Below are 22,908 nucleotides of genomic sequence, written 5' to 3'. Positions count from 1 at the left end.
CCGGTACGCTCTTATCAGCCCAATGCCGCTCCATCGCGCCAGACCATCTGCCCGCCGACAACCGTCTGCCGCAGCCGGATCCTGCCGCGGGTGTCCATGCGAAACAGGGTCAAATTCGCCCGAGCCCCAACGCGCAGCCTTCCGAGCCCGGGCCAGCCCATCGCTTCCGCGGGACGGACCGTCGCCGCGTCGATGGCTTCCCGCAGACTAAGGCCGGCGAGCTTCATAGCATTTTCGATGCCGTTGACGAGCGGCTGCGCGGAACCGGCCAAGATGCGGGGATCGGCCGCCGTCTGCAGCCGTCCGTTGGTCAGCAGCTCGACCTCCTGCCCGATCTCGCTGGCATAGCGCCCCGGCGGCATGCCGCCGAATTTGACGCTGTCGCTGACGAGGATGAAACGGCCCTGCTTCGCCCGCATCATCGATTTGAGCGCGGCAGCGCCCAAGTGATGGCCGTCCGCGATGAACATCGCGGTCAGCGCATCCTCCGCGAGCTGCTCCCAGATGTAGTTCGGGTGCCGCGGCAGCACCGGGTGCGCGCCGTTGCCGAGATGCGTGGACAGCGCCGCGCCGGCGGATACCGCCTCCCGCAGCTGCTCGGGTGAAGCCATCGTATGGCCGATGCTGACCTTGACGCCGGTTTCGCAGAGATAGCGGACGAACGACGCCGCGCCCTCCTTCTCCGGCGCGATCGTGCACAGGACGATCCGTCCTCCCGCCGCCTGCTGCCATTCCGCGAATTCGGCGGCATCCGGGTCGCGGATATGGGCTCGGTCATGCGCGCCGCGCGGCCCGTCTTCGGCCGACAGGTACGGCCCTTCCAGATGAATGCCCGGTATCGCTTCGCCGAGCAGCCGATCATGCTCGCAAGCGGCCCGGATCGCGTGCATCGCTTGACGGATTCGCGCCGCACCGCCCGTAATGACGGTCGGGCAGAAGCTTGTCACGCCGAGCGCGAACAACGCTTGCGCCGCGCCGGCAACATCCTGCTCCGTCGTCTCCTCGCCGTTCAGATCGAATCCGGCAAAGCCGTTCACTTGCAGATCGATCCACCCCGGAGAGATCCAAAGCTCGCCAGCCGTATCGTCGCCGCTGACTGCGCCACCGATTCCCTCGCTCCCCGCGACGGCCCTGGCCTGCAATCCCGATCCGTTTTCGCCGGTCTCACCGCTTGCTGTAACATCAATATCCTCGGTAACCCAAGATCCTCCTGCAGCGCCAATCTCGGATGCCGGTACGATGGACACGATCACGCCGTCCTCTACCTCGATATGTACCTGCTCGCCGGTATCATAGCGCCGCCCTGTCCACCGCTTTCGCATTCCGAACGCCTCCTTCGCGATTCAAACTGCTATCCGCTTTCTGTTACTCGCTCACCACATGTCCGGCGAGCACAGCCGACGCGCTGTTCCCCTCAAGTCCGGCTACACTCGGCTCTTCCGCAGCACAGCGCGTCCCCGCACATCGCTTTCGCATGCCGAACGCCTCTTTCGCCATTCAAACCGCTGTCCGCTTTCTGTTACTCGCTCACCTCAAGCCCGGCGAGCGCGGCCGACGCGCGATCCAGATAGAGCGTCCAGTTCGGATGCGTGCGCAGCATCGTCGCCGGGGTATCCGGAGAGATCTCGCGCTCAAGCGTATTCCTCACCGCTTCCGCCTTCACCGCGTGCGGAACGCAGGATAGAATGACGCGGCTCTTCAGGATTTGCCGGACGCTCATCGTAATCGCATGGGTCGGCACGTCCGCAAGTCCCGCGAACCAGCCTTCCCCGACCTGCTGCCTTTTGCAGGCTTCGTCCAGCTCCACGACGATGTACGGCTCCTCCGTATCGAAATCCGCCGGCGGATCGTTGAACGCGATATGCGCGTTCTCCCCGATGCCGATCATCGCCAGATCGACCGGCGCTTCGCTGATCGCCTCATTCAGGCCGGCAATCGTCGCGCCGATATCGCCGGTGCCGTCGACGAGATGGTACTTGCCAAGCTGCACCTGTCCGATGAATCGCTCCAGCAAATACGCCTGGAAGCTCGCGGGATGATCCGCCTTGATGCCGGCGTATTCGTCGAGGTGGAACATCTCGACCTTGCGCCAGTCCACCGGCTGTGCGACGAACGCCCTGAAGAACTCGAACTGGGACGAGCCCGTCGACAGCAGCAGCCTCGCCTTCCCTTGGCGGCCGATTGCCTCCTGCAGCACCGATGCCGCATGAACGGCAGCGCGTTCGCCCAACTGCCGCGCGTTGTCCAATACGTGAATGTCCATGCCGATCCCCATCCTTCTCAAAATGTGATCAAATCCGCGATGCGGACCGCCTTGCCTTCCCGAATCGACCGGTTGGCGGCGAAGCCGATCGCGCAGGACAGCGCCCCGTCGCGGCTCGTCGCCTGCCGGCCGTCGGCTTCGCCCGTCAGCAGCGCGCGAAGCAGCCGTTCGTCGCCGCCTCCGTGGCCGCCGCTCTCTTCCGCCAGCGGAAGGTCGATCACCGCGTTGTGACGGTCGAACAACCGGATCGATTGCAGCGTCTGTCCGGCGTAAGGGCCAGCCGCGCCTTCCGCGTACGATGCTTCCAGCCGGCCTTTCGTTCCGGTCAGGACGATGCGAAAGCCTTCATACGGCGCATAGGCCGTCAACGAGTAGCTCATCATCGCGCCGCCGGCGTACCGGGCCGTCAGACTGACCGTATCCTCGATATCGATTTCGTCCGCGAAGACGCAAGCGTCCCGATAATACAGATCGACGTCCTCGCAATCCGCATAGAGCTGCTTATGGCCTCCCTCGCGAATATCGATATGGAACTCGCAGCTGCCCGCATAGCTGCAGCCGCTGCAGCGCACGCCCCGTTCTGTACGGGTCGGCCCATAAAATCGCGTCGCGCCGAAAGCCTGCACCTCCGCCGGCTCGTCTTGCAGCACCCAATTCACGATATCGAAATGATGCGTCGACTTATGAACGAGCAGCCCGCCGGAATTCGCCTTCCGGCGATGCCACCTGCGAAAATAATCGGCGCCGTGCCGAGTGTCCAGAAACCATTCGAAATGCACATGCGTGATCGTACCGGGCGTATCCCCGCCGGCCAGCTCCTTCAGTCGTCCCATGAACGGCATATAGCGCAGGTTGAAGGTGACCGTGACTTTTTTGCCGGTGCGCCGTTCCGTATCGAGGATGAGCGCGCACTTGTCTTCGTCGATCGTCAGCGGCTTCTCCGAAATAACGTCGCAGCCGGCGAGCAGCGCCTGCACGATATACGTATGATGCGTGCTGTCAATCGACGTGACGATAACGACATCGGGCTTCGCTTCGTCCAGCATCGCCGCGAAATCGTCATATACCGGCGCTTGCCCGCCGATACGCGATTGCAGCAAGTCTGCCCGCTTGGCATTCGTATCGAACACGCCGACGATCACCGCGATATCCGCGTAATCCCTGGCGATTGGAATCGCATACATGTACGTGCAGCGATTACCCGCGCCGACGATCGCATACCTTCTCTTCTTCTGCATCTCACCCGCCTCCTCCTCCCGGACAACGCAGGACGGTTTCACCGACTCACCGGTTTACTGGTCCCATCAGCTTCCCCGGTTCCATCTGCTCCCCGGTTTCGCCAGCTTCACCCACTCCCCGGGTTCCACTGGCTGCACCTGCTCTCCTTGTTCCACCCGCTCCCCCGGTTTCGCCAGCTTCACCTGCTCCCCGGTTCCACCTGCTCCACCTGCTCTCCCGGTTTCGCTAGCTTCACCTGCTCCCCCGGTTTCGCCAGCTTCATCTGCTCCCCGGTTCCACCGGTTCCACCCGCTCCCCCGGTTTCGCCAGCTTCACCTGCTCCCCGGTTCCACCTGCTCCACCTGCTCTCCCGGTTTCGCTAGCTTCACCTGCTCCCCCGGTTTCACCAGCTTCACCTGCTCCCCCGGTTTCGCCAGCTTCATCTGCTCCCCGGTTCCACCGGTTCCACCTGCTCTCCCAGTTTCGCCAGCTCACCTGCCCCCCGGTTCCACTGGCTCCACTTGCTCCCCCCGGCTTTACGATTCACCTGTTTCACCTGCTCCACCGCCGCCCCCCGCTCCGTCACTACCCGCCACGCTAGAAAAAATCCATCATATGCGGCAGCCGCCGCGGGATCGCCCGCTCCCAAGCATCCACCGCCTCCGGCGGGCCTTCCAGGCGGCCCAGATCCGCCAGCTGCGCCGGCCGCATGCAGCCGATCATCATCGCCGAGAATGTCTGGATCGTGCAGTCGATCGCTTCCGCGCCAGCATTCCCATCGCCTGCCGCTTGCCCGCTCTCCCTCCGATTGCCCCCCGCTTCCGCGCTCGCCCGCCATTCGCTATCCGCTTCCCGATCCGCGATCCCATCGCCTGCCGCATCCTCGGCAGCCTGCCCGGCAGAAGCAACCCGCGAGGCGACCGCGGACCCGTCCGCGCTCACGGCGATTTGCCATAGCCCACGATTCCAAGGGGCGTGCTCGTCTTCGAGCCGGACGCGCAGCCGCGCAGCCCCGCCGGCGAACCGGTACCGGTTCAGGAATGCCGGGGCATCCACGACGCGGAACATGAAGTTCGCATGCAGTTCCTGCTGAAGCTTGGGCTCGGCCATTGCGAACAGGAGCGAATCGTCGGCCGGCGCGGTCAGGCGCAGCCGCGAGACGACCGAGTCGTGATTGGCGATGAACTGCCATAAGCCGTTCCGGCTCTCCCGGTCGAGATAGACAAGCTCGTGTATCGTCATCGTCCGGTCCCCGATGTCGTACAGCATATAACCGGTCGGCTGCCCACCGTCCCCCCCGACGTACACGGACAAATACCCGAGCTTCCGCTTAAACACATGCTGCAGCCACCAGTTCTCGTCCCGCAGCAGCATCCCGTTGTACCGTCTGGCATACCGGTCATAGACCGCCCCCGCCTGCGCCCAATCCGACGCCTGCAGCCGCCGCACGGCGCCAGGCGCGGCCGGATACTTGGGCGCGGCGCTCAAGTCGAGCGTGCATGCGCGCTGCACCGAGTAATACTCCCAGCCGTACTTGCGATAGAAGCCGTACGCGAACGGATTCAGCATGGAGACGGCTTGCCCGCGCTCGCGCATCGCCGCAAGGCTATGGACAAGCAGCTTGCCGACCATGCCCTGCCTGCGCATTTCCGGATAGGAAGCCACGTGGGCGATGCCGCCCATCGCCATCTCCTCGCCCTGCACATAGACGCCGAGCGGCAGAACCGCCAGCTGCGCGGCGAGCCTCCCGTCGGCATAATAGCCGAGATACTGCTCCATGTTCATGCGGGCGGCCCGTTCCTCGATGCCGCTCTCCGTGAACTTCACTGCGAAGGCCGCCTGCGTCAGCTCGAGCGATTGCCGGGCCTCCTCCTGCCTAATCGTTCTGATCATGCTATTCCCCCTCATGCCGGCGATGCCGTCGTCCGCTTCCTGCCCCCACTATAGCGAAACGCCGCACGGTCCGAAACAGGCAGTATTTGATATCGTTCATTTTATTTGCGCAACCCAAAAATACGACGAGTTTATAAAAATAATACCATTGTTCATTTGCGCCCGATTCTTTAAACTTAACGTAAACAAGCTTGAAAACAGACCACGACGAAAGGGTTGTTTTCATGAATCGAATCGTGTCTCTGCTCGTCGTCCCTTACGCCCGCCTCAAGTCGCCTCCCCTATTCTTCTGGCTTCTGCTCAGCTATATGACCATCGTCGTGCTGCTCGTATCCTTCATCCTGTACTCGGTCTTCTTCTATCGCGGCCACGTCCGAGAAGAAGTCATCACCTACAACAATCTCAACCTGAAGGACACCAGCGACAATTACGAAGCCAAAATCAAGCAGATCGAAAATTCCGTCCTATCCTTCTCCATGAACGACCGCGTCGCCGCGCTCGATACCCCGGTTTTCAATTACGCCGCCGGCGGCAAGCTGATCGACGAGCTGCAGGTCTTCCTCACCAATCAATCGCTCTATCTCGACAACATGATCATCTACTACCAGGACAGCAACGTCGCCATCGAGAAATCGCGCGGCGCCGACGCCGATGTCATGTTCAAGCGCTACTACGGCAGCAGCGACTATTCCTACGATTACTGGAAATCGCAGTTCGACAGTCCGTACGTCATCCGCATTTTGCCGGCGTCCTCATTCTATGAATACGATGATCCCAACAAGCTGGCCAGCTCCAGCCAGCTGATCCCGATCATTATCCGGAACCAGACCAACCCGTCGATTCTCTTCATCGCCTTCGCGGACGCGCAGAAAATGTACCGGGATTTTCACCAGTCGATCACCAACGATTTCTACATCCTGGATAGCAGCCGGCGGTCTTATTTTGCCAGCGGCGGCGAGAAGGCGGAAGCGATTCCGGCGTTCGACGGGCAATCCAGCTTCGTGAAGCAGGGCGACAATTATTATTTCTATAAGAAAGGCGCATCGAGCGGGCTGACGTACGTGAATATCATTCCGAACGACAACATCTCGCAGATGAAATGGAACATCACCTTCGTCCTGCTGCTCGCGCTTGCCATCCTGCTCAGCCTGCTGGCATCGTTCCTGTTCAGTCTGCGGCTGCGCCGTCCGGTCAAGCAGCTCGTGAAGGCGATTCAGCTCTTGACGACAGGCTCACCGTGGCGGAAGCAAAGCGCCATCAAGGAATTCGCGATCATCCAGGAGAAGGTGCGCCATCTGCTCGACTCCAATATGGACATCAATCAGGATTTGGAGCACCGCAACTCGCTGCTTCGCCATTACGCGTACATCAACCAGCTGAAGAACATCCGCAGCAGCGCCGGCTACTTGAAGGATCTCATCAAGAGCAATCAGCCGTACCGGGTCGTGCTGTTCAAGCTGACGTTCCGGCCGCGGCTGCTCGAAGAGATCGGCGACGAGGAACGCGCGACCAATTTCATTCGGGATTACATCAACAACGTGCTGACCGAGAACTATCCGGAATCGCTCACGCTCCAATTGGAAAGCGACCAGCTGCTCGCCGTGATCTACGCCGACGATGCCGGGCCCGATTTGGATGAGACGCTCGAAGGGATCAAGAACGTGCTGGAGCTGGATCTCGCCTATTGCTTCTCCACGATGGCGATCAGCGGGCATTACGAGCACCCGGATGAGTTCAAGCTGTCGTTCGAGCAGGCCAAATCGATGCTGCACTTGCGGAAATTCAACGGCACGAATCAGATCTTGCGGGTAATCAGCGGCGCGAAGCCGGCTAATTATTATTTGATGCCTGCCCAGGAGGAAGAGCTCAACGCCAGCCTGACCAACGGCAACGAACCGCAAATCATGCAGTTCGTGAAACGCGAGCTTGCGGCGCTCCGCAAGAAAGAGGCGACCGATCATGAAGTGAAAGGCTTCGCGAATTATCTCGCCGACCGGGCCAAACGGGCGCTCGTCGTCAACCAGCTCGATTGCGAACTGATTCAGACGATGCAGACGGAGCTGCAGCACTGCCACGCGTTCGAGGAACTGGAGCGGCTGTTCGAGGAATGGCTGCCGCGGCTGATGAATCTCGTCCGAAGCAAGAAAGAGAAGAAGGATCATATTACGAGCTTCGTCTTCGACTATCTGGAGCAGCACTACGCCCATGACATTACGCTCGATATGATGGCCGACAAGCTGAACATCACGCGCAGCTACTTGTCCACGTATTTCAAAGAAAAGACGGGCACGTACTTCGTCGATTACGTCAATCTGATCCGGGTAAGCCGGGCGAAGGAGCTGCTCTCCTGCTCGGACGTCAAAATCCAGGACGCCGCCGCCCGCGTCGGCTACCAGAACATTAACTCGTTCAACCGGATGTTCAAGAAGTTCACCGGCGTGACGCCAAGCGAGTTCCGCAAGGTCGAGCAACGGGCCTAGAGGCGAGTGCGCAGCGGGCCTAGGGCAGGGGCGGGCAATGCGCCTAGGCGCAAGATCGGGCAACGCGCCTAGAGCAGGGGCGGGCAATGCGCCTAGGAGCAAGATCGGGCAACGCGCCTAGGGCAGAGACGGGCAATGCGCCTAAGGCAGGGGCGGCAACGCGCCTAGGGCAGGGGCGGGCAACGCGCCTAGGGCAGGGGCGGGCAACGCGCCTAGGGCAGGGGCGGGCAACGCGCCTAGGGCAGGGGCGGGCAACGCGCCTAGAGGCAAGGGCGCACGGGGAGCGCCGGGAAAGGCCGGCTCGGGGCTAGCTTACTTCCCTTGCCCCGACCCATGTGCCAGCTTCGTACGCAGTACCATCCGGCCTCGTCCGCTGCCGTACCGAGTATGAATGCTCCCGGCAGCTACTCGAACAAGTCCGTGCTCAGATACTTGAGCCCCGAGTCATTGATCGTAAGCGCGATCCGGGCGCCGCGCTCCCGCTCGCGGAGCAGCCGCAGCGCCGCGGCGACGTTCGCGCCCGAGGAGAAGCCGGCGAAGACGCCCTCCCTGCGGGCCAGCTCCCTTGCCGCCGCAACCGCCTCCTCGTCCGACACCGTCAAGTAATCGGTGACGTCTTCCGCATCGAGCAACGGCAGCCGCATGCCGTATCCGCCGCCCTGGATGCGGTGGTTCGGGTCCGTCACTTGCCGGCCCGCGAGATACGGAGCCGTCTCGGGCTCGACGACATAGCACCGGATGGCCGGATTGCAGCGCCGAAGCGCCTTGGCGCAGCCTGCGAACGTGCCGCCGCTTCCGGCGAAATCGACGAACACGTCGATTTCGCCGTTCGTCTGCTCCCACATCTCCATCGCCGTGAAGTACTCATGCGCATGTACGTTGCCGAGCCGCTCGAACTGATCGGCGCGGAAAGCGCCTTGCTCGCGAACGTGCCGCCGCGCTTCCGCTTCCGCCAGCGCGAGGCTCTCGCCCGACACTTGGCCGGGAGCCGAGCCCGGAGCCTGGTCCACAAGCACGACCTCCGCGCCGAGCGCCTTCATCATGCGAGCGCGCTCATACGAATTTCCTTTGGACATGACGGCAATGAACGGATAGCCCTTCACCGCGCAGACGATGGCGAGGCCGGTGCCCGTATTGCCGCTCGTCAGCTCGACGACCGTCTGTCCCGGCTGCAGGCTGCCGTCCCGTTCGGCTTCTTCGATGATTTGCAAAGCGATCCGGTCCTTCTTGCTGAAGCCGGGATTCAAATACTCCAGCTTGGCGCAGATCGCCCCTTCCAGTCCTGCGGTCAGCCGCGATAGATGAACCATCGGCGTATTGCCGATCGCTTCATGGACGCCGCTTAACAGCCGCGGTTGTCTGGTCATGTTCTATTCTCCTCCATGCCGTGGACATGCAGGCCGTTTCATAGGGTCGATCCGGCTCCCGACGACGGCGCTCCCCGGCGGCAAGGCATCCAGCAGCTCGGGAATGTCGAAGGCAAGCAGAAGTCCGGGAACGATTATGCCTGCCGAATAGCAGTGTTCCTCCGCTTCCGCGAAGTCGCGGAAGCTTGTGAGCAAGCCTGCCGCATGCAGGCGAACCGTGCCGCTCAGCACGGCCGCGTACAGCGCGGTCAGGGCATGCTCCTCCTGTCCGAAGAGCGTTACTTCCGCATGCTCCCAGCCAGGCGTTCGCCGCATGCCGCGCACGGCGGCGAGCGCGTCCGTCACCCGCATTCCCTGCAGCGACCGGCCCAGCATGCGGACGTTGTAGCCGCTCGCCGTCTCCGGATCGAACATGCCGAAGGTGCAGTCCGGCGCAAGCGCCGCCGGGCCGGTGCCTCGCGGATGGATTGCTAGCACGGCGTCGAAGCCGCGCTCCCGAAACCGCTCGAGTTCCGCATTCTCCATGCCGCCGATGGCCACGCAGATGCGCTTCGCCTCCTTGCGATCCGTAAACCAGCGGCAGGTTCCAATTATGACCATGCCTTCTTCGGCCTCGTACGTAACGCTGCCGTCGTCAGCCGTCATCAGCGGCGAGGGCGGCAGCTCCTCGTCCGGCCCCATCTGCAGCAAGGCGCGCAGTCGCTCGCGAACGCCCGCTTGTTCGCGCTCCCGCTCTTGCTCGTGTTCTTGACCTCTCCCCCGCTCTTGCCATAGCTCGTGCACTTGACCTTGCCCTTGCTCATGATCTTGCCCATGCTCCCGCTCTTCCCGTTGCTCCAGCCCTCGCCCTGCCGACATCACCCGCAGCCGCTCCCGGATCAAGTCCGTCAGCGAGCCGCCGACGGCGCAGGAACCGGCCGTTCCGTCGCTCATGCCTGCCCCGGCCGCCGAACCGCATAGCAGCTCCGTCTCCGAAGGCAGACGCTCGTAATCGATCCCCTTCTCCGCGACGAATTCGACCCCGAAGGCGCGGCAGAAGAAGCGGAGCGCCTGCTCCCGCATCTCCTGCCAGAAGCCGTGCCCCTTCATGACCGCATGGAGCTCCAGGTGCTCCTCCGCGCCCAGCAGCCGGTACAGCTTCTTCGCTTCGATGAACGCGTCGCGCACGCCGTCGATCGGGAAGAAATCGAACATGGCGCAGCCGATATGGTACGGTTTCGGCGCGGCCGCCGTCACGAGATCGCCGTGATCGAGCCCGCGCTGCATGAAACCGGGCAAGCACTGCTCCGCGTCCTGCGCCATGATGCGGTACAGCAGCGAGCGCAGCTCCGTAATATAGCAGCACGGAGCGACCGCCTTCACCCGGTCGTCGTACGCCCCCATATACGCCGACAGCGTGCCGCCGCCGGAATTGCCGGTGACGCCGACGCGCGCGCCGTCCACCTCCGGCCGGCCGATCAAATACGTCAGCGCGGCGATGCTGTCGCGCATCATGTAAGCGCCGAGATGCTCGCCGAGCAGACTAAGCTTCTGATCCAGGAAGCAATGCGCGTCGACCGGATCCAGCCACTCCCCCGAACCCGAACCCGAACCCGAACCTGAACCTGAATCCGAACCCGAGCCTGTGCCTGCGCCCGGGTCAATATCGGAATCGGAGCCGGCGGCGCCTTGGCCCGCCCGCGGCAGCCGCCGCTCGCCCTGCCCGATCGGATCGAACGTAAGCACGCAGAAGCCGTTCATGACCGCTTCGACGCAGAACGAGACGTACGCGGGATACGCCTTGCCTTCATTCGAATGGCCGCACAGCAGCAGGAGCCCCGGCAGCGGGCCGCCGCTCTGCTTCGGATAATAGTAATTCCCGGTCGCGAACAGCCCCGGCGTCGTCTCGATCCGCACCTTATCGATCAAGTAGCTACCCCGGTCCACCGTTCCCGTCACATGCGCGCCCCCGCCGGCGTCCTCCGGCAGCGATCCGACGGAAGCCCGAAACGCCTCCCGCACCTGCTCCCGGTAAGCCCGCGCCGCGGCAATGCCGTTCACTTGGCGCAGCGCCGTCTTCCGCTCGACCAAATAATCGGCGTTCAGCCTATCGAGATACCGGCGGAACGGATCCCGGTGATACCGCTCGATATCGGGATAGTCGTCGATATAGGTCAACTCCCGCCTACGGTTCGCCTGCTCTTCCTGGATGGAGATTGTGCGCATAGCCATACTCCTTTCGCTTTGCCTTCTTGTTCTGTATTCGTTGCTTGCCCGATCCGCCTTCTCGCTTCGCCCTCCGCTGCCGCTCCGGCGCAAAAGAAAGAGGGAGATCGTCGCCTCTCTCCCTCTCCCTCTCCCGGCTAGCAGCTTATTTCCATTCGCCGACGATCCCGTTCTCGTCCAGCAGCTGGTTGACCTGGTCGATGATCGCCTGGCCGCCCTTGCTCAAATATTCCTTGACCATCTTATCCCAGTCGGAGATCGGCTCCTGGCCCACGATCATCCGGGTCTGATGGTCGGCGATCCCCTGATCCAGCTCCGAGATGTTCGCGAACATCAGGTCCGAATGGATGCGGTTGACCGGATCGAGGTACGTCTTCGTGTTCTTCAGCAGATCGACCGCCGATTGAACGAAGCTTTTGGTGAACGGATCCTGCAGCACCGTCGCCGGCTGCGTGTCCTCGTCCGTCGGCGCCCAGTAGCGGACGCCGAAATACGTCGTCGGCATTTCGCTGCTTGCGCCGTCGATGCCGATAGCTACGCCGTTCTGCATGGTGTAGCCTTTGCCGACGCCGCCGTTCTGCCAGTCGTAGTCCGCGTTCTGATCGTTGCGCTGATCGGTCGGGATGAACGTCATGAAGTAGTTGATGATGGACAGAATACGGTCGATTTTGTCCGGGTCGTTCTTCAGCTTCGCGTTCAGGCTGTGCAGCTCGTAATAGCCCGGCAGGCCGGTGAAGCCCTGCTGGCCGTCGTCCTGCACGAACGGCGGAATGACCGCGAGCTCGGCCGTCGGATTCGCTTCCTTCAGCTGCTTGAAGCGGGTCTCCGAGATATCGTACGGCTGCTCGTAGAAGATGCCGATCTTGCCTGCGAAGAAGTCTTTGCGGACGTCCGTCGACTTGGTGACGGCCCAGTCCTTGCTGATCGCCCCGGCCTTATACAGATCGTGGAGCACCGTGACCTGCTGCTTGAAGCCGTCGGAGATATTGCCCGGAATAAGCTGGCCTTTGTCGTTCTTGTTATACCAGCCGCTGTCCCAGCCCGCGCCCATCCATGCGCCGTAGACGATCGACTTGGCGAGGCCTAAGCCGAGCGTATCCTTCTTGCCGTTCTTATCCGGATCGTCGTTCGTGAAGGCGATCGCCACTTTCTCCAGCTCGTCGTAGGTCGTCGGCATCGACAGGCCGAGATTGTCGAGCCAGTCTTTGCGGATGATCGGCTTCTTGCCGTATTTGGACGGGAAATAGTTCGGAATGCCATAGATCTTGCCGTCGACGGTCACGGCGTCCCAGACGTTCTTCGGAATGCTCTTGATGGCCTCGTACTTGTCGATGTAGTCGTTCAGCGGAAGGAACGCGCCCTGCTTCGCCCATTTGACGAAGTTGGCGTCGACGCCTTCCATCCCGATCATGTCCGGCAGATCGCCGGCCGCCATGACGACCGGCAGCTTGTTGCCGTATTCGTCGTACGGCACGAATTGCGACTTGAGGTCGATGTTGAACTTCTCGTCGATCATCTTGGCGCCGTTCCCGTTCGGGTCCGGAAGCGGACTGGCCCATGTGCCCTGGATGGTGGAAATTTCGAGCTTCTTGTTCGCAGCGGCGGCAGGTTGATTATCCGCCTTGGCATCGCCCTGGTTGTCCGTCGTTGCCGGAGCCTGCGCATTGCCGCTGTTGGTGTTGCCGGAATCGGTCGTTGGCGTCGAATTCGCCGTGTCGTTCTTGCTGCCGTTCGAACCGCCGCATCCGGCCAGTCCGGCGACGAGACATACGGCCGCGATCAGCGTTGTGAACCGCTTCGTTCTCGACGCAGTCGGCGTTGCGAATCTCTTCGTTCCCGACGCAGTCAGCGTCGCGATTTTCTTCGTGCTCATGCTTAACCCCTCCCAATCGTCTTTAAGGTTTGCCGAAACTGCACGCGAAAGCCGACTTGCCGCTTACCCTTTTACCGAACCCAGCATCACCCCCTTGGCAAAATGCTTTTGCAGAAACGGATACACGATCAGAATCGGCACCGTCGCTAAAATAATGGCGGCCATGCCGATCGTCTCCGGCGGCGGCAGATGTGCGGACTGCGCGGCGTCGCGGGCGGCGGAGGCGAGCGTGTTGGTGGCGTCGTCGAGAATGACGATTTGCCGCAGGATGACCTGCACCGTCCATTTGGCCGGATCGTTCAAGTACAGGATCGCGTTGAAGTACGTGTTCCATTGGCCGACGGCATAGAACAAGCCGAAGGCGGCCAGAGCCGGCTTGGAGAGGGGAAGAATGATGCGGGCGAAAATTTGCAAATCGTTCGCGCCGTCGATGACGGCCGCTTCGTTCAGCTCCTCCGGGATGCTCAGGAAGAACTGCCGCATGACGATCAGGTTGAAGGAGCTGATGGCATCCGGGATGATGAGCGACCAATAGGAGTCGATGAGACCGGTCGCCTTGACGATCAGATACGTCGGAATCATGCCCGCGCCGAAGATGAAGGTAAACAGGACCAGGAATAAGTAGAACCGCTGCCCCCACAGCCTGCGGGTCATGGCGAACGCCATCGTGGCGGTAAGGAACAGGCTTACGACGGAGCCGACGATCGTAATGTAGACGGTCACGCCGATGGAGCGGATGAACTCTTTGGAATCGAAGATGAACCGGTACGCGTCCAGCACCCAATGCTTCGGGAACAACAGCAGCTCGGTCTGCACGAACTCCTCGTAGGAAGAGAACGATACCGCGGTAATGTAATAGAACGGAAACACCATTACGAACGCCAGCAGCAGCAGCAGGATCACGTTGATGATATCGGCCGCGCGTTCCGACAACGTGCGTTTGATCGGCATTGCTTCCTCGCTCCCCCCATTTAGAATACGCCATCCTCGCCGAACTTCTTGGCCACCCGGTTCGCGCCGACGATGAGGACGAGTCCGACGACGCCTTTAAACAAGCCGACAGCCGTGCCGAAGCTGAAATCCGACTGCTGGATGCCTTTGAAATATACGAAGGTGTCGAGCACGTTCCCGACTTTCATCGTGAACGGATTGAGCATGAGGAAAATTTGCGTAAACCCGGAGTCGAGCACGCTGCCCAGCCGCAGAATCAGCAGGATGACGATCGTGCCGCGAATGGCCGGAAGCGTAATATGCCAGATCTGGCGCCATCTGCTCGCTCCGTCCACGATGGCCGCTTCGTAGAGCGTCGGATTGACGCCGGACAACGACGCGAGGAAGATGATCGTGCCCCAGCCCGCTTCCTTCCAGATGACCTCCAGCACGATAAGCGGCATGAACCATCCCGGCTGCTGCAGGAACGGAATCGCTTCCGTGCCGAAGCCGAGGTGCAGCAGCTTGTTGACGATCCCCTCCGTCTTCAGGAAGATCGTCACGATGCCGGCCACGACGACCCACGAGAGGAAGTGCGGCAAATAGACGACCGACTGAATGACGCGCTTCACCTTCTGGTTCCGCACTTCGTTCAGCATGAGGGCGAGAATGATCGGCACCGGGAAGGCGAACACGATCTGAAGGAATGACAGCCAGAGCGTGTTCCAGATGACCCGGATTACTTCCGCATCCTCGAAGATGCGCTTGAAATGCTTCAGGCCGACCCAATCGCTGTGAACAAAGCCGATGAACGGGCTGTAATCCTCGAATGCGATAATGTTGCCGAGCATCGGGACATAGCGGAACCAGATGAAATACACCAGGCCCGGCAGCAGCAGCAGAAACCCGTAGCGCTCCCGGAACAGCCGGGTCGCGAGCGATTTTCTCGGCGTCGCCGTTCGGGCGATTGCCGCCTCTTGGCCGGATTCCGCTGGAGATGTCATTGCCATACAGCTTCGCCTCCTTGGGTTCTTGTCGGATGAAGAACGATCGATTGCCCGTTAATCAATAGCTTGATGGATCCATAGCCTGGTAGAACCATGGCCTGATAGATCCATAGCCGATAGATCAAAGACCTGATAGATCCATGGCCTGATAGATCAAGGGGCTGATAGATCAAAGGCCCGATAGATCAAAGGCCGACAGATTCAAGGCCCGATAACGATCTATGGCCTGATATAGCGAATGAAATGCGGCAGCGCCACTTCCGGCTCTGGAATCTCCGGCACCCACCGTTTCTCCCATTCGAAGGACAGCCAGCCTTCATAGCCGTTCGCTTCCAGCAGCCGGATGCAGGCCTGGATCGGCACGTCGCCTTCGCCGCACAGCGCGATCGGCGCATGCATGTCCGCGCCTTTCGTATCCTTGATATGCGTATGCTTGATGTAGCGTCCCAGCCGTTCATAAGTCGATTCCGGCGATTCGCCGCCGCCGTACTTGAACGGATTGTTAATGTCCCAGAGGACGCCGAGCGCTTCGGAGCCTACCCGTTCGATGACGGCCAGCAGGCTGCGCGAATCCGAGAAATCGCCGTGCGTCTCGACGAGCACGCTGACGCCCGTCCCTTCCGCATGACGGCATACGTCCCGCAGCCCCCGCGCGACTTGCCCGATCGTCTCCCCGCGGTCCCGTCCGTCCGGGATCGCATCTCCGAACACCCGGATATAAGGAACGCCGAGCTTCACCGCCAGATCGACGGCCGCCTTCCCTTCCTCGATGGCGGCCTCCAGCTTGGCCGGATCGTGGAAGACGCAGGACGTGTCCAGGCAGATGATCGTTAGGCCGCGTTCCTTCAGCTGCCGCATCGACCGGTCGATATGCTCGGGCAGAAAAGGCGTACAGCGGTGAAGCGTCATTTCATGCTCGATGCCGCGGATCTCGATCCCGTCGTATCCGAGCGCGGATGCTTCCCGCAGGATTCGCTCCCAGCTCCAGGCCGGGCATGCCAGTGTGGAAAAAGCCAATTTCATGGGCTCGCCTCCGTCTTTGCTCGTGCTTCGCTCGTTCTTGCTGATTCCACTGTACAGGATGCCGCATAGGAAAAGAAATTGGAGTATTTTTCACTCATTCATTTTTTTATCGCTGGCTATAAAATTCGTGAAGGATTGAAAAAAGCGACCATCCGGCGACGTTAATATCATGAACCATGCGAAATTGCTACAATTTCGCTTCGCTGCGGGAAGGTACACAATGGATGTAGCGGTAATTTTGAAAGGAGAGGATTCTTCTTGGAGAATGCGGAGTATGCGGTATGGGCCGTCAACGACGGCGAGAAAGTATTGAAGGACGATTTGGCGAATCCGAACAAAGACGGCAACAGCGTCTGGGACGGGCAAACGATCCGGCTGTTCGGCGCGCGCAACGAGACGATCGCGTTCCAGGTGATCGTGGAGACCGGCGACGCGGAAGCGGCCGGTATCTACGTCGAGCTGTCCGGGCTTGTCCACGCGGAGCACGGCGAATGCCGGATCGAGAACGCGGCTGCCCTTGACGCGGACCCGACGAACTACGTCGGACGGCGAATCGAAGTGTTCACGCAGCATTACTTGTACGTCGCCCCGGATCTGAGCACGGCGCCTCAATGGTTCTACGCGGAATCCGCGCCGCCGCTGCACCGTTCCGGCTGGATTCCGGACGCGCTCATCCCCGCGGACGCCCGCCCGCGGCTGGGCGGCCAGCCCGTCCGCGTGCCGGCGCGGTCGAACCAGGGGTTCTGGATCGACATCTATATCCCGCGCGAAGAAGCGATGAAGCCGGGTATCTACCGGGGCGCCGTCACCGTGCGAAGCGAGGCGGCGGTCATCCGGACGCTGCCGGTCGAGCTGCGGCTCTACGACTTCGCGCTGCCCGACGAGAATCACTCGCTTACGTTCGTCTATGCCAACGACGTGTCCGAGTATTACCCCGAGACGCCGGATATTCAGGACCGGTTCCGCCGCATGGCGCATCGCCACCGGTTCGACCTCGTCGGCGCCGAGCCCCATGGCAAGCCGTTCGATGCCGAGCTGCTGGCGCGGTACGCCCCGTACTTGGACGGGTCGTTCTTCACGAAGGCGAACGGGTACGAAGGGCCGGGCGAGCAGATCGGGGAAGGCGTGTTTCCGATCGGCATGTACGGCTCCAAGGTGCTCGGCACCGAGCCGGAGGCGATGCGGGAGGAGGCCGATAAGTGGGTGGCGTACTTCGAGGAGCTGAAGTGGCCGGGCACCTACTTCTGCTATCTGATCGACGAGCCGCTGCCGGCCAAGTACGATTGGATTCGCGAGCAGGCGGCCATCGTCCGCGGCTCCGCGGGCGCCGGCAAGCGGCTGCCGTTCTTCACGACGCGGCGCTATACGCCGGAGCTCGAAGGCGCGATCGATATCTGGTGCGCGCATTCGGTCGATGCGGAATCCGTCCGGCACGGCAGGGAATCCGGCGATAAGCTGTGGTTCTACAACGGCTACCGGCCGTACCACGGCTCCCTGATCCTGGAGGCGGAAGCCGTCGATATGCGGGTCAACTCCTGGCTGCGCTTCCGCTACGGCATCGATGGCTACTTCGTCTGGCACGGCACGCATTGGCGGCACAACCATCAAGGCCCGCGGGGGCGGTGGAACCAGAACGTCTACGGCTACGCGGTGACGTTCATGTACGTCGCGAAGGACGAGTCGGCCTACTACGGCGAGGACGGCGTACACTTCGGCAACGGGGACGGCCTCTTGTTCTACCCCGGCCGCGAGCCGTTCTTCCGCGAGCAGGACCGCGGCGTCGACGGACCGATCAGCTCGATCCGGATGAAGAATTTGCGGCGCGGCATCCAGGATTACGAGTATCTATGGCTGGCGGCGCAGCGCGGGCGGCGCGCGGAGGCGGACGCCATCGCGCGCGAAGCGGTCCCGGCCGGCATGCACGAGACGGACCCGAACGGCCGCGCCTCCTGGTCCTCCGTCGGCAGCCGCTGGGATGAATATCGCAGGCAGGCGGCGGAGCTGATCGCATCCGCTTCGGTAGAGCAGGCGAAAGCGTAATACATTCGGGCGGCATGCGTTTGGACCGCTGCAGCAGCAAATGGCGCCGCAAGGTTTTATCCTTGCGGCGCCATTTGCTTGTAGAGAAGCCGGGGGCCGGGGCGGCGGCAGGTTCGCCGGGCGGCGGCGGGTTCGCCGGGCGGCGGCGGGTTCGCCGGGCGGCGGCGGGTTCGCCGGCGGCGGCGGCGGGTTCGCCGGAGCGGCGGTGGTTTCGCCGGAGCGGCGGTGGTTTCGCCGGGCGGCGGCGGGTTCGCCGGGCGGCGGCGGCTTCGCCGGGCGGCGGCGGGTTCGCACGGCGGCGGCGGTGACTTTGCCGAGCGGCCGCGGCTTCGCCAGAGCGGCGGCCCCCTCACCAGGGCGGTCACGGCTTCGCTAAGGCGACGGTGGTTTCACATGGCGGCGGCTTTGCCGGGCGGCGGTGGTTTCGCCGTTGCGGCGGTGGTTTCGCCGTTGCGGCGGTGGTTTCGCCGTTGCGGCGGTGGTTTCGCATGGCTGCGATGGCTTTGCCGGGACGGCGACGGCTTTGCCGGGCGGTGGCGGTTTCGCCGGAGCGGCGGTGACTTTGTCATACGGCCGTGGCTTTGCCGGGCGGCTGTGGTATCGCCGAGGCGGCCGTGGATCCACCGGTTCGGCGGTGGTTTCGCCGGAGCGGCCGTGGATCCACCGGTTCAGCGGTGGTTTCGCCGTTGCGGCCGAGGATCCACCGGTTCAGCGGTGGTTTCGCCGGAGCGGCGGTGGTTTCGCCGGAGCGGCGGTGGTTTCGCATGGCTGCGATGGCTTTGCCGGGACGGCGACGGCTTTGCCGGGCGGTGGCGGTTTCGCCGGAGCGGCGGTGACTTTGCCATACGGCCGCGGCTTTGCCGGGAGGCCGTGGTATCGCCGAGGCGGCCGTGGATCCACCGGTTCGGCGGTGGTTTCGCTAGGCTGCGGTGGTTTCGCCGGGCGGCGAGCCTCTTCGCCGACTCGGACTGCCGCAAGAAGGAAATTACAGGCAAGCCAGACGGCGCGACCGTCGCAACCAGGACGCGGACAGGAGATCCGCTATTGGCCGAAGTTCATCGCTTTTATAGTGCTGCCCGGACAGGAGATCAGCTATTTCACTCAAAAGGCGCATTTTCGGTGCCTGCCGAGGCCAATAACGGATCCTGGGTCCGATTGATTATGAAATAGCATCGTTTTGGCGGTAATAACGAAATCCTGGGTCCGCGGCATGGGTGGCATGCGCGACATAGGAAGCATGGGCAGCACGCGCCGCATGAGAAGCATGCGCGGCTGACGCGGCATGTACGGCACGCGCTGCATAGGTGGCATGCACGGCATGGGCAGCATGCACGGCATGGGCGGCATGCACGGCATGGGCAGCATGCTCGGCATGGGCAGCACGCGCCGCATAGGCAGCATGCGCCGCATGGGCGGCACGCACGGCATACGCGGCACGCACGGCATACGCGACATAAGCAGCATGCGCCGCATGCACGGCATGCGCGGCACACGTGGCACGCGCGGCTAGCGCTGCATACGCGGCATCTGCAACATGCATGCTGCTCTGCCGCTATCTTTCTGCACATGCATGCTGCTCGAGCCGCCACATTCGGCTTCGATCGGCCAAAAGCCCGCGCAGGCCTCGGACGGGATACGCGAAAAGGCTGTACGCCCGGTCCGTGCAGACCGGGCGTACAGCCTTCTATAAAAACGATGAATGCCGATGCCAACGACGCTGAAGTTCGTTTCACCACAGAAGTAATGCAGGGGTAGCGAATAGCGCTGCCTCGATTCATTAGCACCGATCTCGCAGGCGTAGAATCGAGGACCTAGGCTTCGCCGCTCGGCAGCCCCCGGTTCCCGATCGCGGGGCATCGCCCGTTGCGTATGCGCCGTATGCGCCGTATGCGCCGCCTTGGGAGTGCCGCGCTGCTCGTTCTTACGAATCGTACGTGCCTTAAACGGGGCATTTGAACACCTGCAGCGCGCTTACGAATCGGAGACGCCTTATCTCGGTGAAAATGGCTTGTAGGCAGCTCGAAACGGTCAATTAACGACGCTGAAGTTCGTTTCACCACAGAAGTAAGGCATTGGGAGCGAAATAGCGCTGCCTCGATTCATTAGCACCGATATCGCAGGCGTAGAATCGAGGACCTAGGCTTCGCCGCTCGGCAGCCCCCGGTTCCCGATCGCGGGGCAACGCCCGTTGCGTATGCGCCGTATGCGCCCGCGCTGCTCGTTCTTACGAATCGTACGTGCCTTAAACGGGGCATTTGAACACCTGCAGCGCGCTTACGAATCGGAGACGCCTTATCTCGATGAAAATGGCTTGTAGGCAGCTCGAAACGGTCAATTAACGACGCTGAAGTTCGTTTCACCACAGAAGTAAGGCATTGGGAGCGAAATAGCGCTGCCTCGATTCATTAGCGCCGATCTCGCAGGCGTAGAATCGAGGACCGAGGCTTCGCCGCTCGGCAGCCCCCGGTCCCGACCGCGGGGGGCTTTGTCCGCGCCGTATGCGCCGTATGCGCCGTATGCGCCGCCTTGGGAGTGCCGCGCTGCTCGTTCTTACGAATCGTACGTGCCTTAAACGGGGCATTTGAACACCTGCAGCTCGCTTACGAATCGGAGACGCCTTATCTCGGTGAAAATGGCTTGTAGGCAGCTCGAAACGGTCAAATAACGACACTGAAGTTCGTTTCGCCACAGAAGTAAGGCATTGGGAGCGAAATAGCGCTGCCTCGATTCATTAGCGGCGATCTCGCAGGCGTAGAATCGAGGACCGAGGCTTCGCCGCTCGGCAGCCCACGGTCCCCGGTCGGAGGCCACTGAAGAACTAACTCAACCTATGAATTCACTCTGTTAGCTTCAAGATTCGTTTCAGATTAACGGCGAATATCGCCATAGCACCTTGGGGCTGGAACATGATCTTCATCCTTCCGACGCAATGCTAGAATTATACAAGAAAAAAGGTACAGCCTCTTCAAAACAATGAAGGTCTGTACCTTTCGTGTTAACGGACTTTTTCAGTGGCCTCGCCGATGCCGACAGAGCTTTTATACCCTTGCCGGCTTCGTGCGCGCCTGCGCATCGCGGTCGCCGCGGTTCCACAGGTTCTCCATCTGCTCCAGCGTGCGGCCCTTCGTCTCCGGCACGAACACGATCGTGAAGAAGACCGTGACGACCGACATGGCGCCGAAGATCCAATAGGTCGCCGCCGAGCCCGCCCAGCTGAGCAGCGGCGGGAACGATTGCGAGACGGCGTAGTCCGCGGCCCAGAGGAACATCGACGCGACCGACGTAGCCAATCCGCGCACCCGGTTCGGGAAAATCTCGGAAAGCATGACCCAGACGACCGGGCCGAGCGAGATCGAGAATGCCGCCGTGTACACCAGAATAAGCACGAGCACGAAGTAGCCGGAGCTGTGGCCGGTGTGGAACAGCAGGCCGATCAAGCCGAGGCATACCGTCATGATCGCCGTGCCGGTCAACAGCAGCGCTTTGCGCCCCGCCTTGTCGATGAGCCAGATCGATACGAGCGTGAACACCATGTTGGTGAAGCCGACCATGATCGTCTGAATGAGCGCCGCATTCGTTCCCGCTCCGGTCTGTTTCAGGATTTCCGGCGCATAGTACAGAATCGCGTTGATCCCCGTTACTTGCTGCAGAATCGCCAAGCCGATGCCGACGAACATGGCCAGGCGCAGACCGGGCTTGAACAGCTCGCGGAACGAAGAGCTCTGCTGCTTGAACGATTCCTTGATTTCGAGCACTTCCTGCTTCGCCGCTTCTTCGCCGTGGATACGCAGCAGAATGCCGAGCGCCTTCTCCGGCTTGCCCTGCTTGATGAGCCAGCGCGGGCTTTCCGGAACGAGGAACAGCAGCCCCATGAAGATCAAGCCCGGAATCGCGCCGACGCCGAACATCCAGCGCCATCCGTTCGCGATGTCCCAAGCATCCGAGCCGTAGCTGGCGATGCCGGAATTGGCGAAGTACGTCAGGAAAATGCCGGTGACGATCGCTAATTGGTTGAGCGCCACGAGTCTGCCCCGGTAACGGGCAGGCGCGATTTCCGCGTTGTAGAGCGGACAGAGCGTCGAGGTAATGCCGATTCCGAGGCCGCTCACCATACGCGCGACGACGTAGCCCGTGAACGTATCCGGAAGCGCCGTGCCGATCGAGCCGACGACGAACAGCGCGGCCGCGACGATGAGCACTTTTTTCCGCCCGAAGCGGTCGCTAAGCCATCCTGTCGAGATCGCGCCGACGATGCAGCCGATGATCAGGCACGATACCGCCCAGCCCGCGCCGAAGTCGCCCAAGCCGAAGCGGTCTTGCAAGAAGCCGACCGCGCCGGATACGACGGCCGTATCGAATCCGAACAGCAAGCCGCCGACCGCGCCGATGATCGCGATAAGCGTGACGTATTTCATGTTCAGCTGCGCGTTGTCTTGGCTTTCGGCTGGCGATGATGTCGTTGGAGCCATAGATGCCATATCTGAATCTTTCCCTTCCTTAACCAGGATGATATACGTGAATGCCGCCTTGTTATTAATAAGAGGATTCCCAAGGACAGCTCCCAGTATAGCATCGGCCAAGCGAAAGGAGGCGCAAGATCTTCTTCACT

At 61.7% G+C, this 22,908-nt stretch carries 14 protein-coding genes; 3 read left to right on the top strand and 11 right to left on the bottom strand.

Translation table 11 applies throughout. The features are described 5' to 3' along the window. Positions 1 to 14: 14 nt before the first annotated feature. From GXP70_RS05115 to GXP70_RS05100, 4 genes are all read right to left on the bottom strand, one after another. Entirely contained in the window at positions 15 to 1,322 is a 1,308-nt protein-coding gene (locus tag GXP70_RS05115) for an N-acetylglucosamine-6-phosphate deacetylase (protein ID WP_162355476.1), read from the bottom strand. A 197-nt stretch (positions 1,323 to 1,519) separates the two neighbouring features. After that, positions 1,520 to 2,263 (bottom strand): glucosamine-6-phosphate deaminase, encoded by a 744-nt coding sequence (locus GXP70_RS05110; RefSeq protein WP_162355475.1) that lies wholly within the window; start codon positions 2,261 to 2,263, stop codon positions 1,520 to 1,522. A gap of 17 nt (positions 2,264 to 2,280) precedes the next feature. Beyond that, the gene (locus tag GXP70_RS05105; protein ID WP_162355474.1) at positions 2,281 to 3,501 is read right to left on the bottom strand and encodes a Gfo/Idh/MocA family protein; all 1,221 of its coding nucleotides are present in this window, start codon (positions 3,499 to 3,501) and stop codon (positions 2,281 to 2,283) included. 577 nt (positions 3,502 to 4,078) lie between these two features. Further along, positions 4,079 to 5,374, bottom strand: a complete 1,296-nt coding sequence (locus GXP70_RS05100) for a GNAT family N-acetyltransferase (RefSeq protein WP_162355473.1) — start codon at positions 5,372 to 5,374, stop codon at positions 4,079 to 4,081. Positions 5,375 to 5,598: 224 nt separating this feature from the next. Between GXP70_RS05100 and GXP70_RS05095 the strand changes: the two genes are divergently transcribed. Beyond that, the gene (locus GXP70_RS05095; RefSeq protein ID WP_162355472.1) at positions 5,599 to 7,854 is read left to right on the top strand and encodes a helix-turn-helix domain-containing protein; all 2,256 of its coding nucleotides are present in this window, start codon (positions 5,599 to 5,601) and stop codon (positions 7,852 to 7,854) included. Between the two features lie 404 nt (positions 7,855 to 8,258). On the opposite strand, the gene GXP70_RS05085 is transcribed toward GXP70_RS05095, so the two are convergent. The 6 genes from GXP70_RS05085 to GXP70_RS05060 all read right to left on the bottom strand — a co-directional run bounded on the left by GXP70_RS05085 (position 8,259) and on the right by GXP70_RS05060 (position 16,259). Next, the gene (locus GXP70_RS05085; RefSeq protein WP_162355471.1) at positions 8,259 to 9,221 is read right to left on the bottom strand and encodes a PLP-dependent cysteine synthase family protein; all 963 of its coding nucleotides are present in this window, start codon (positions 9,219 to 9,221) and stop codon (positions 8,259 to 8,261) included. Positions 9,222 to 9,224: 3 nt separating this feature from the next. Further along, complete coding sequence (locus tag GXP70_RS05080; protein WP_162355470.1) at positions 9,225 to 11,426, bottom strand: alpha/beta hydrolase family protein; 2,202 nt, start codon at positions 11,424 to 11,426, stop codon at positions 9,225 to 9,227. Positions 11,427 to 11,571: 145 nt separating this feature from the next. Then, on the bottom strand, positions 11,572 to 13,299 hold the full coding sequence (locus tag GXP70_RS05075; protein ID WP_162355469.1) for an extracellular solute-binding protein: 1,728 nt from the start codon (positions 13,297 to 13,299) through the stop codon (positions 11,572 to 11,574). Positions 13,300 to 13,362: 63 nt separating this feature from the next. Then, complete coding sequence (locus GXP70_RS05070; protein WP_162355468.1) at positions 13,363 to 14,250, bottom strand: carbohydrate ABC transporter permease; 888 nt, start codon at positions 14,248 to 14,250, stop codon at positions 13,363 to 13,365. Positions 14,251 to 14,270: 20 nt separating this feature from the next. Further along, entirely contained in the window at positions 14,271 to 15,239 is a 969-nt protein-coding gene (locus GXP70_RS05065; protein WP_318652409.1) for an ABC transporter permease, read from the bottom strand. Between the two features lie 216 nt (positions 15,240 to 15,455). After that, positions 15,456 to 16,259, bottom strand: a complete 804-nt coding sequence (locus GXP70_RS05060) for a sugar phosphate isomerase/epimerase family protein (protein WP_162355467.1) — start codon at positions 16,257 to 16,259, stop codon at positions 15,456 to 15,458. A 258-nt stretch (positions 16,260 to 16,517) separates the two neighbouring features. Here GXP70_RS05060 and GXP70_RS05055 point away from each other — a divergent pair, with 258 nt between their 5' ends. Together GXP70_RS05055 and GXP70_RS05050 are read left to right on the top strand one after the other, a co-directional pair. Beyond that, positions 16,518 to 18,299 (top strand): DUF4091 domain-containing protein, encoded by a 1,782-nt coding sequence (locus tag GXP70_RS05055; RefSeq protein WP_162355466.1) that lies wholly within the window; start codon positions 16,518 to 16,520, stop codon positions 18,297 to 18,299. Between the two features lie 1,318 nt (positions 18,300 to 19,617). Then, positions 19,618 to 19,809 (top strand): hypothetical protein, encoded by a 192-nt coding sequence (locus GXP70_RS05050; protein WP_162355465.1) that lies wholly within the window; start codon positions 19,618 to 19,620, stop codon positions 19,807 to 19,809. Positions 19,810 to 21,337: 1,528 nt separating this feature from the next. Here the strand turns inward: GXP70_RS05050 and GXP70_RS05045 are convergent. Next, positions 21,338 to 22,777, bottom strand: a complete 1,440-nt coding sequence (locus GXP70_RS05045; protein WP_162355464.1) for a sugar porter family MFS transporter — start codon at positions 22,775 to 22,777, stop codon at positions 21,338 to 21,340. Between the last annotated feature and the right edge of the window lie 131 nt (positions 22,778 to 22,908).

The sequence above is a fragment of the Paenibacillus lycopersici genome, from assembly GCF_010119935.1.
Lineage (GTDB): Bacteria > Bacillota > Bacilli > Paenibacillales > Paenibacillaceae > Paenibacillus_Z > Paenibacillus_Z lycopersici.
Note: the sequence above shows the minus strand (reverse complement) of the source record. Positions and strands in the feature narration are given on the sequence as shown.

Excerpts from the sequence above, each read along its gene's own strand:
- GXP70_RS05065 (WP_318652409.1), bottom strand. The coding sequence starts at position 15,239 with ATGGCAATGACATCTCCAGCGGAATCCGGCCAAGAGGCGGCAATCGCC.
- GXP70_RS05075 (WP_162355469.1), bottom strand. The coding sequence starts at position 13,299 with ATGAGCACGAAGAAAATCGCGACGCTGACTGCGTCGGGAACGAAGAGA.
- GXP70_RS05060 (WP_162355467.1), bottom strand. The coding sequence starts at position 16,259 with ATGAAATTGGCTTTTTCCACACTGGCATGCCCGGCCTGGAGCTGGGAG.
- GXP70_RS05085 (WP_162355471.1), bottom strand. The coding sequence starts at position 9,221 with ATGACCAGACAACCGCGGCTGTTAAGCGGCGTCCATGAAGCGATCGGC.
- GXP70_RS05080 (WP_162355470.1), bottom strand. The coding sequence starts at position 11,426 with ATGCGCACAATCTCCATCCAGGAAGAGCAGGCGAACCGTAGGCGGGAG.
- GXP70_RS05045 (WP_162355464.1), bottom strand. The coding sequence starts at position 22,777 with ATGGCATCTATGGCTCCAACGACATCATCGCCAGCCGAAAGCCAAGAC.
- GXP70_RS05100 (WP_162355473.1), bottom strand. The coding sequence starts at position 5,374 with ATGATCAGAACGATTAGGCAGGAGGAGGCCCGGCAATCGCTCGAGCTG.
- GXP70_RS05050 (WP_162355465.1), top strand. The coding sequence starts at position 19,618 with ATGGGCAGCATGCACGGCATGGGCGGCATGCACGGCATGGGCAGCATG.
- GXP70_RS05105 (WP_162355474.1), bottom strand. The coding sequence starts at position 3,501 with ATGCAGAAGAAGAGAAGGTATGCGATCGTCGGCGCGGGTAATCGCTGC.
- GXP70_RS05115 (WP_162355476.1), bottom strand. The coding sequence starts at position 1,322 with ATGCGAAAGCGGTGGACAGGGCGGCGCTATGATACCGGCGAGCAGGTA.
- GXP70_RS05070 (WP_162355468.1), bottom strand. The coding sequence starts at position 14,250 with ATGCCGATCAAACGCACGTTGTCGGAACGCGCGGCCGATATCATCAAC.
- GXP70_RS05095 (WP_162355472.1), top strand. The coding sequence starts at position 5,599 with ATGAATCGAATCGTGTCTCTGCTCGTCGTCCCTTACGCCCGCCTCAAG.
- GXP70_RS05110 (WP_162355475.1), bottom strand. The coding sequence starts at position 2,263 with ATGGACATTCACGTATTGGACAACGCGCGGCAGTTGGGCGAACGCGCT.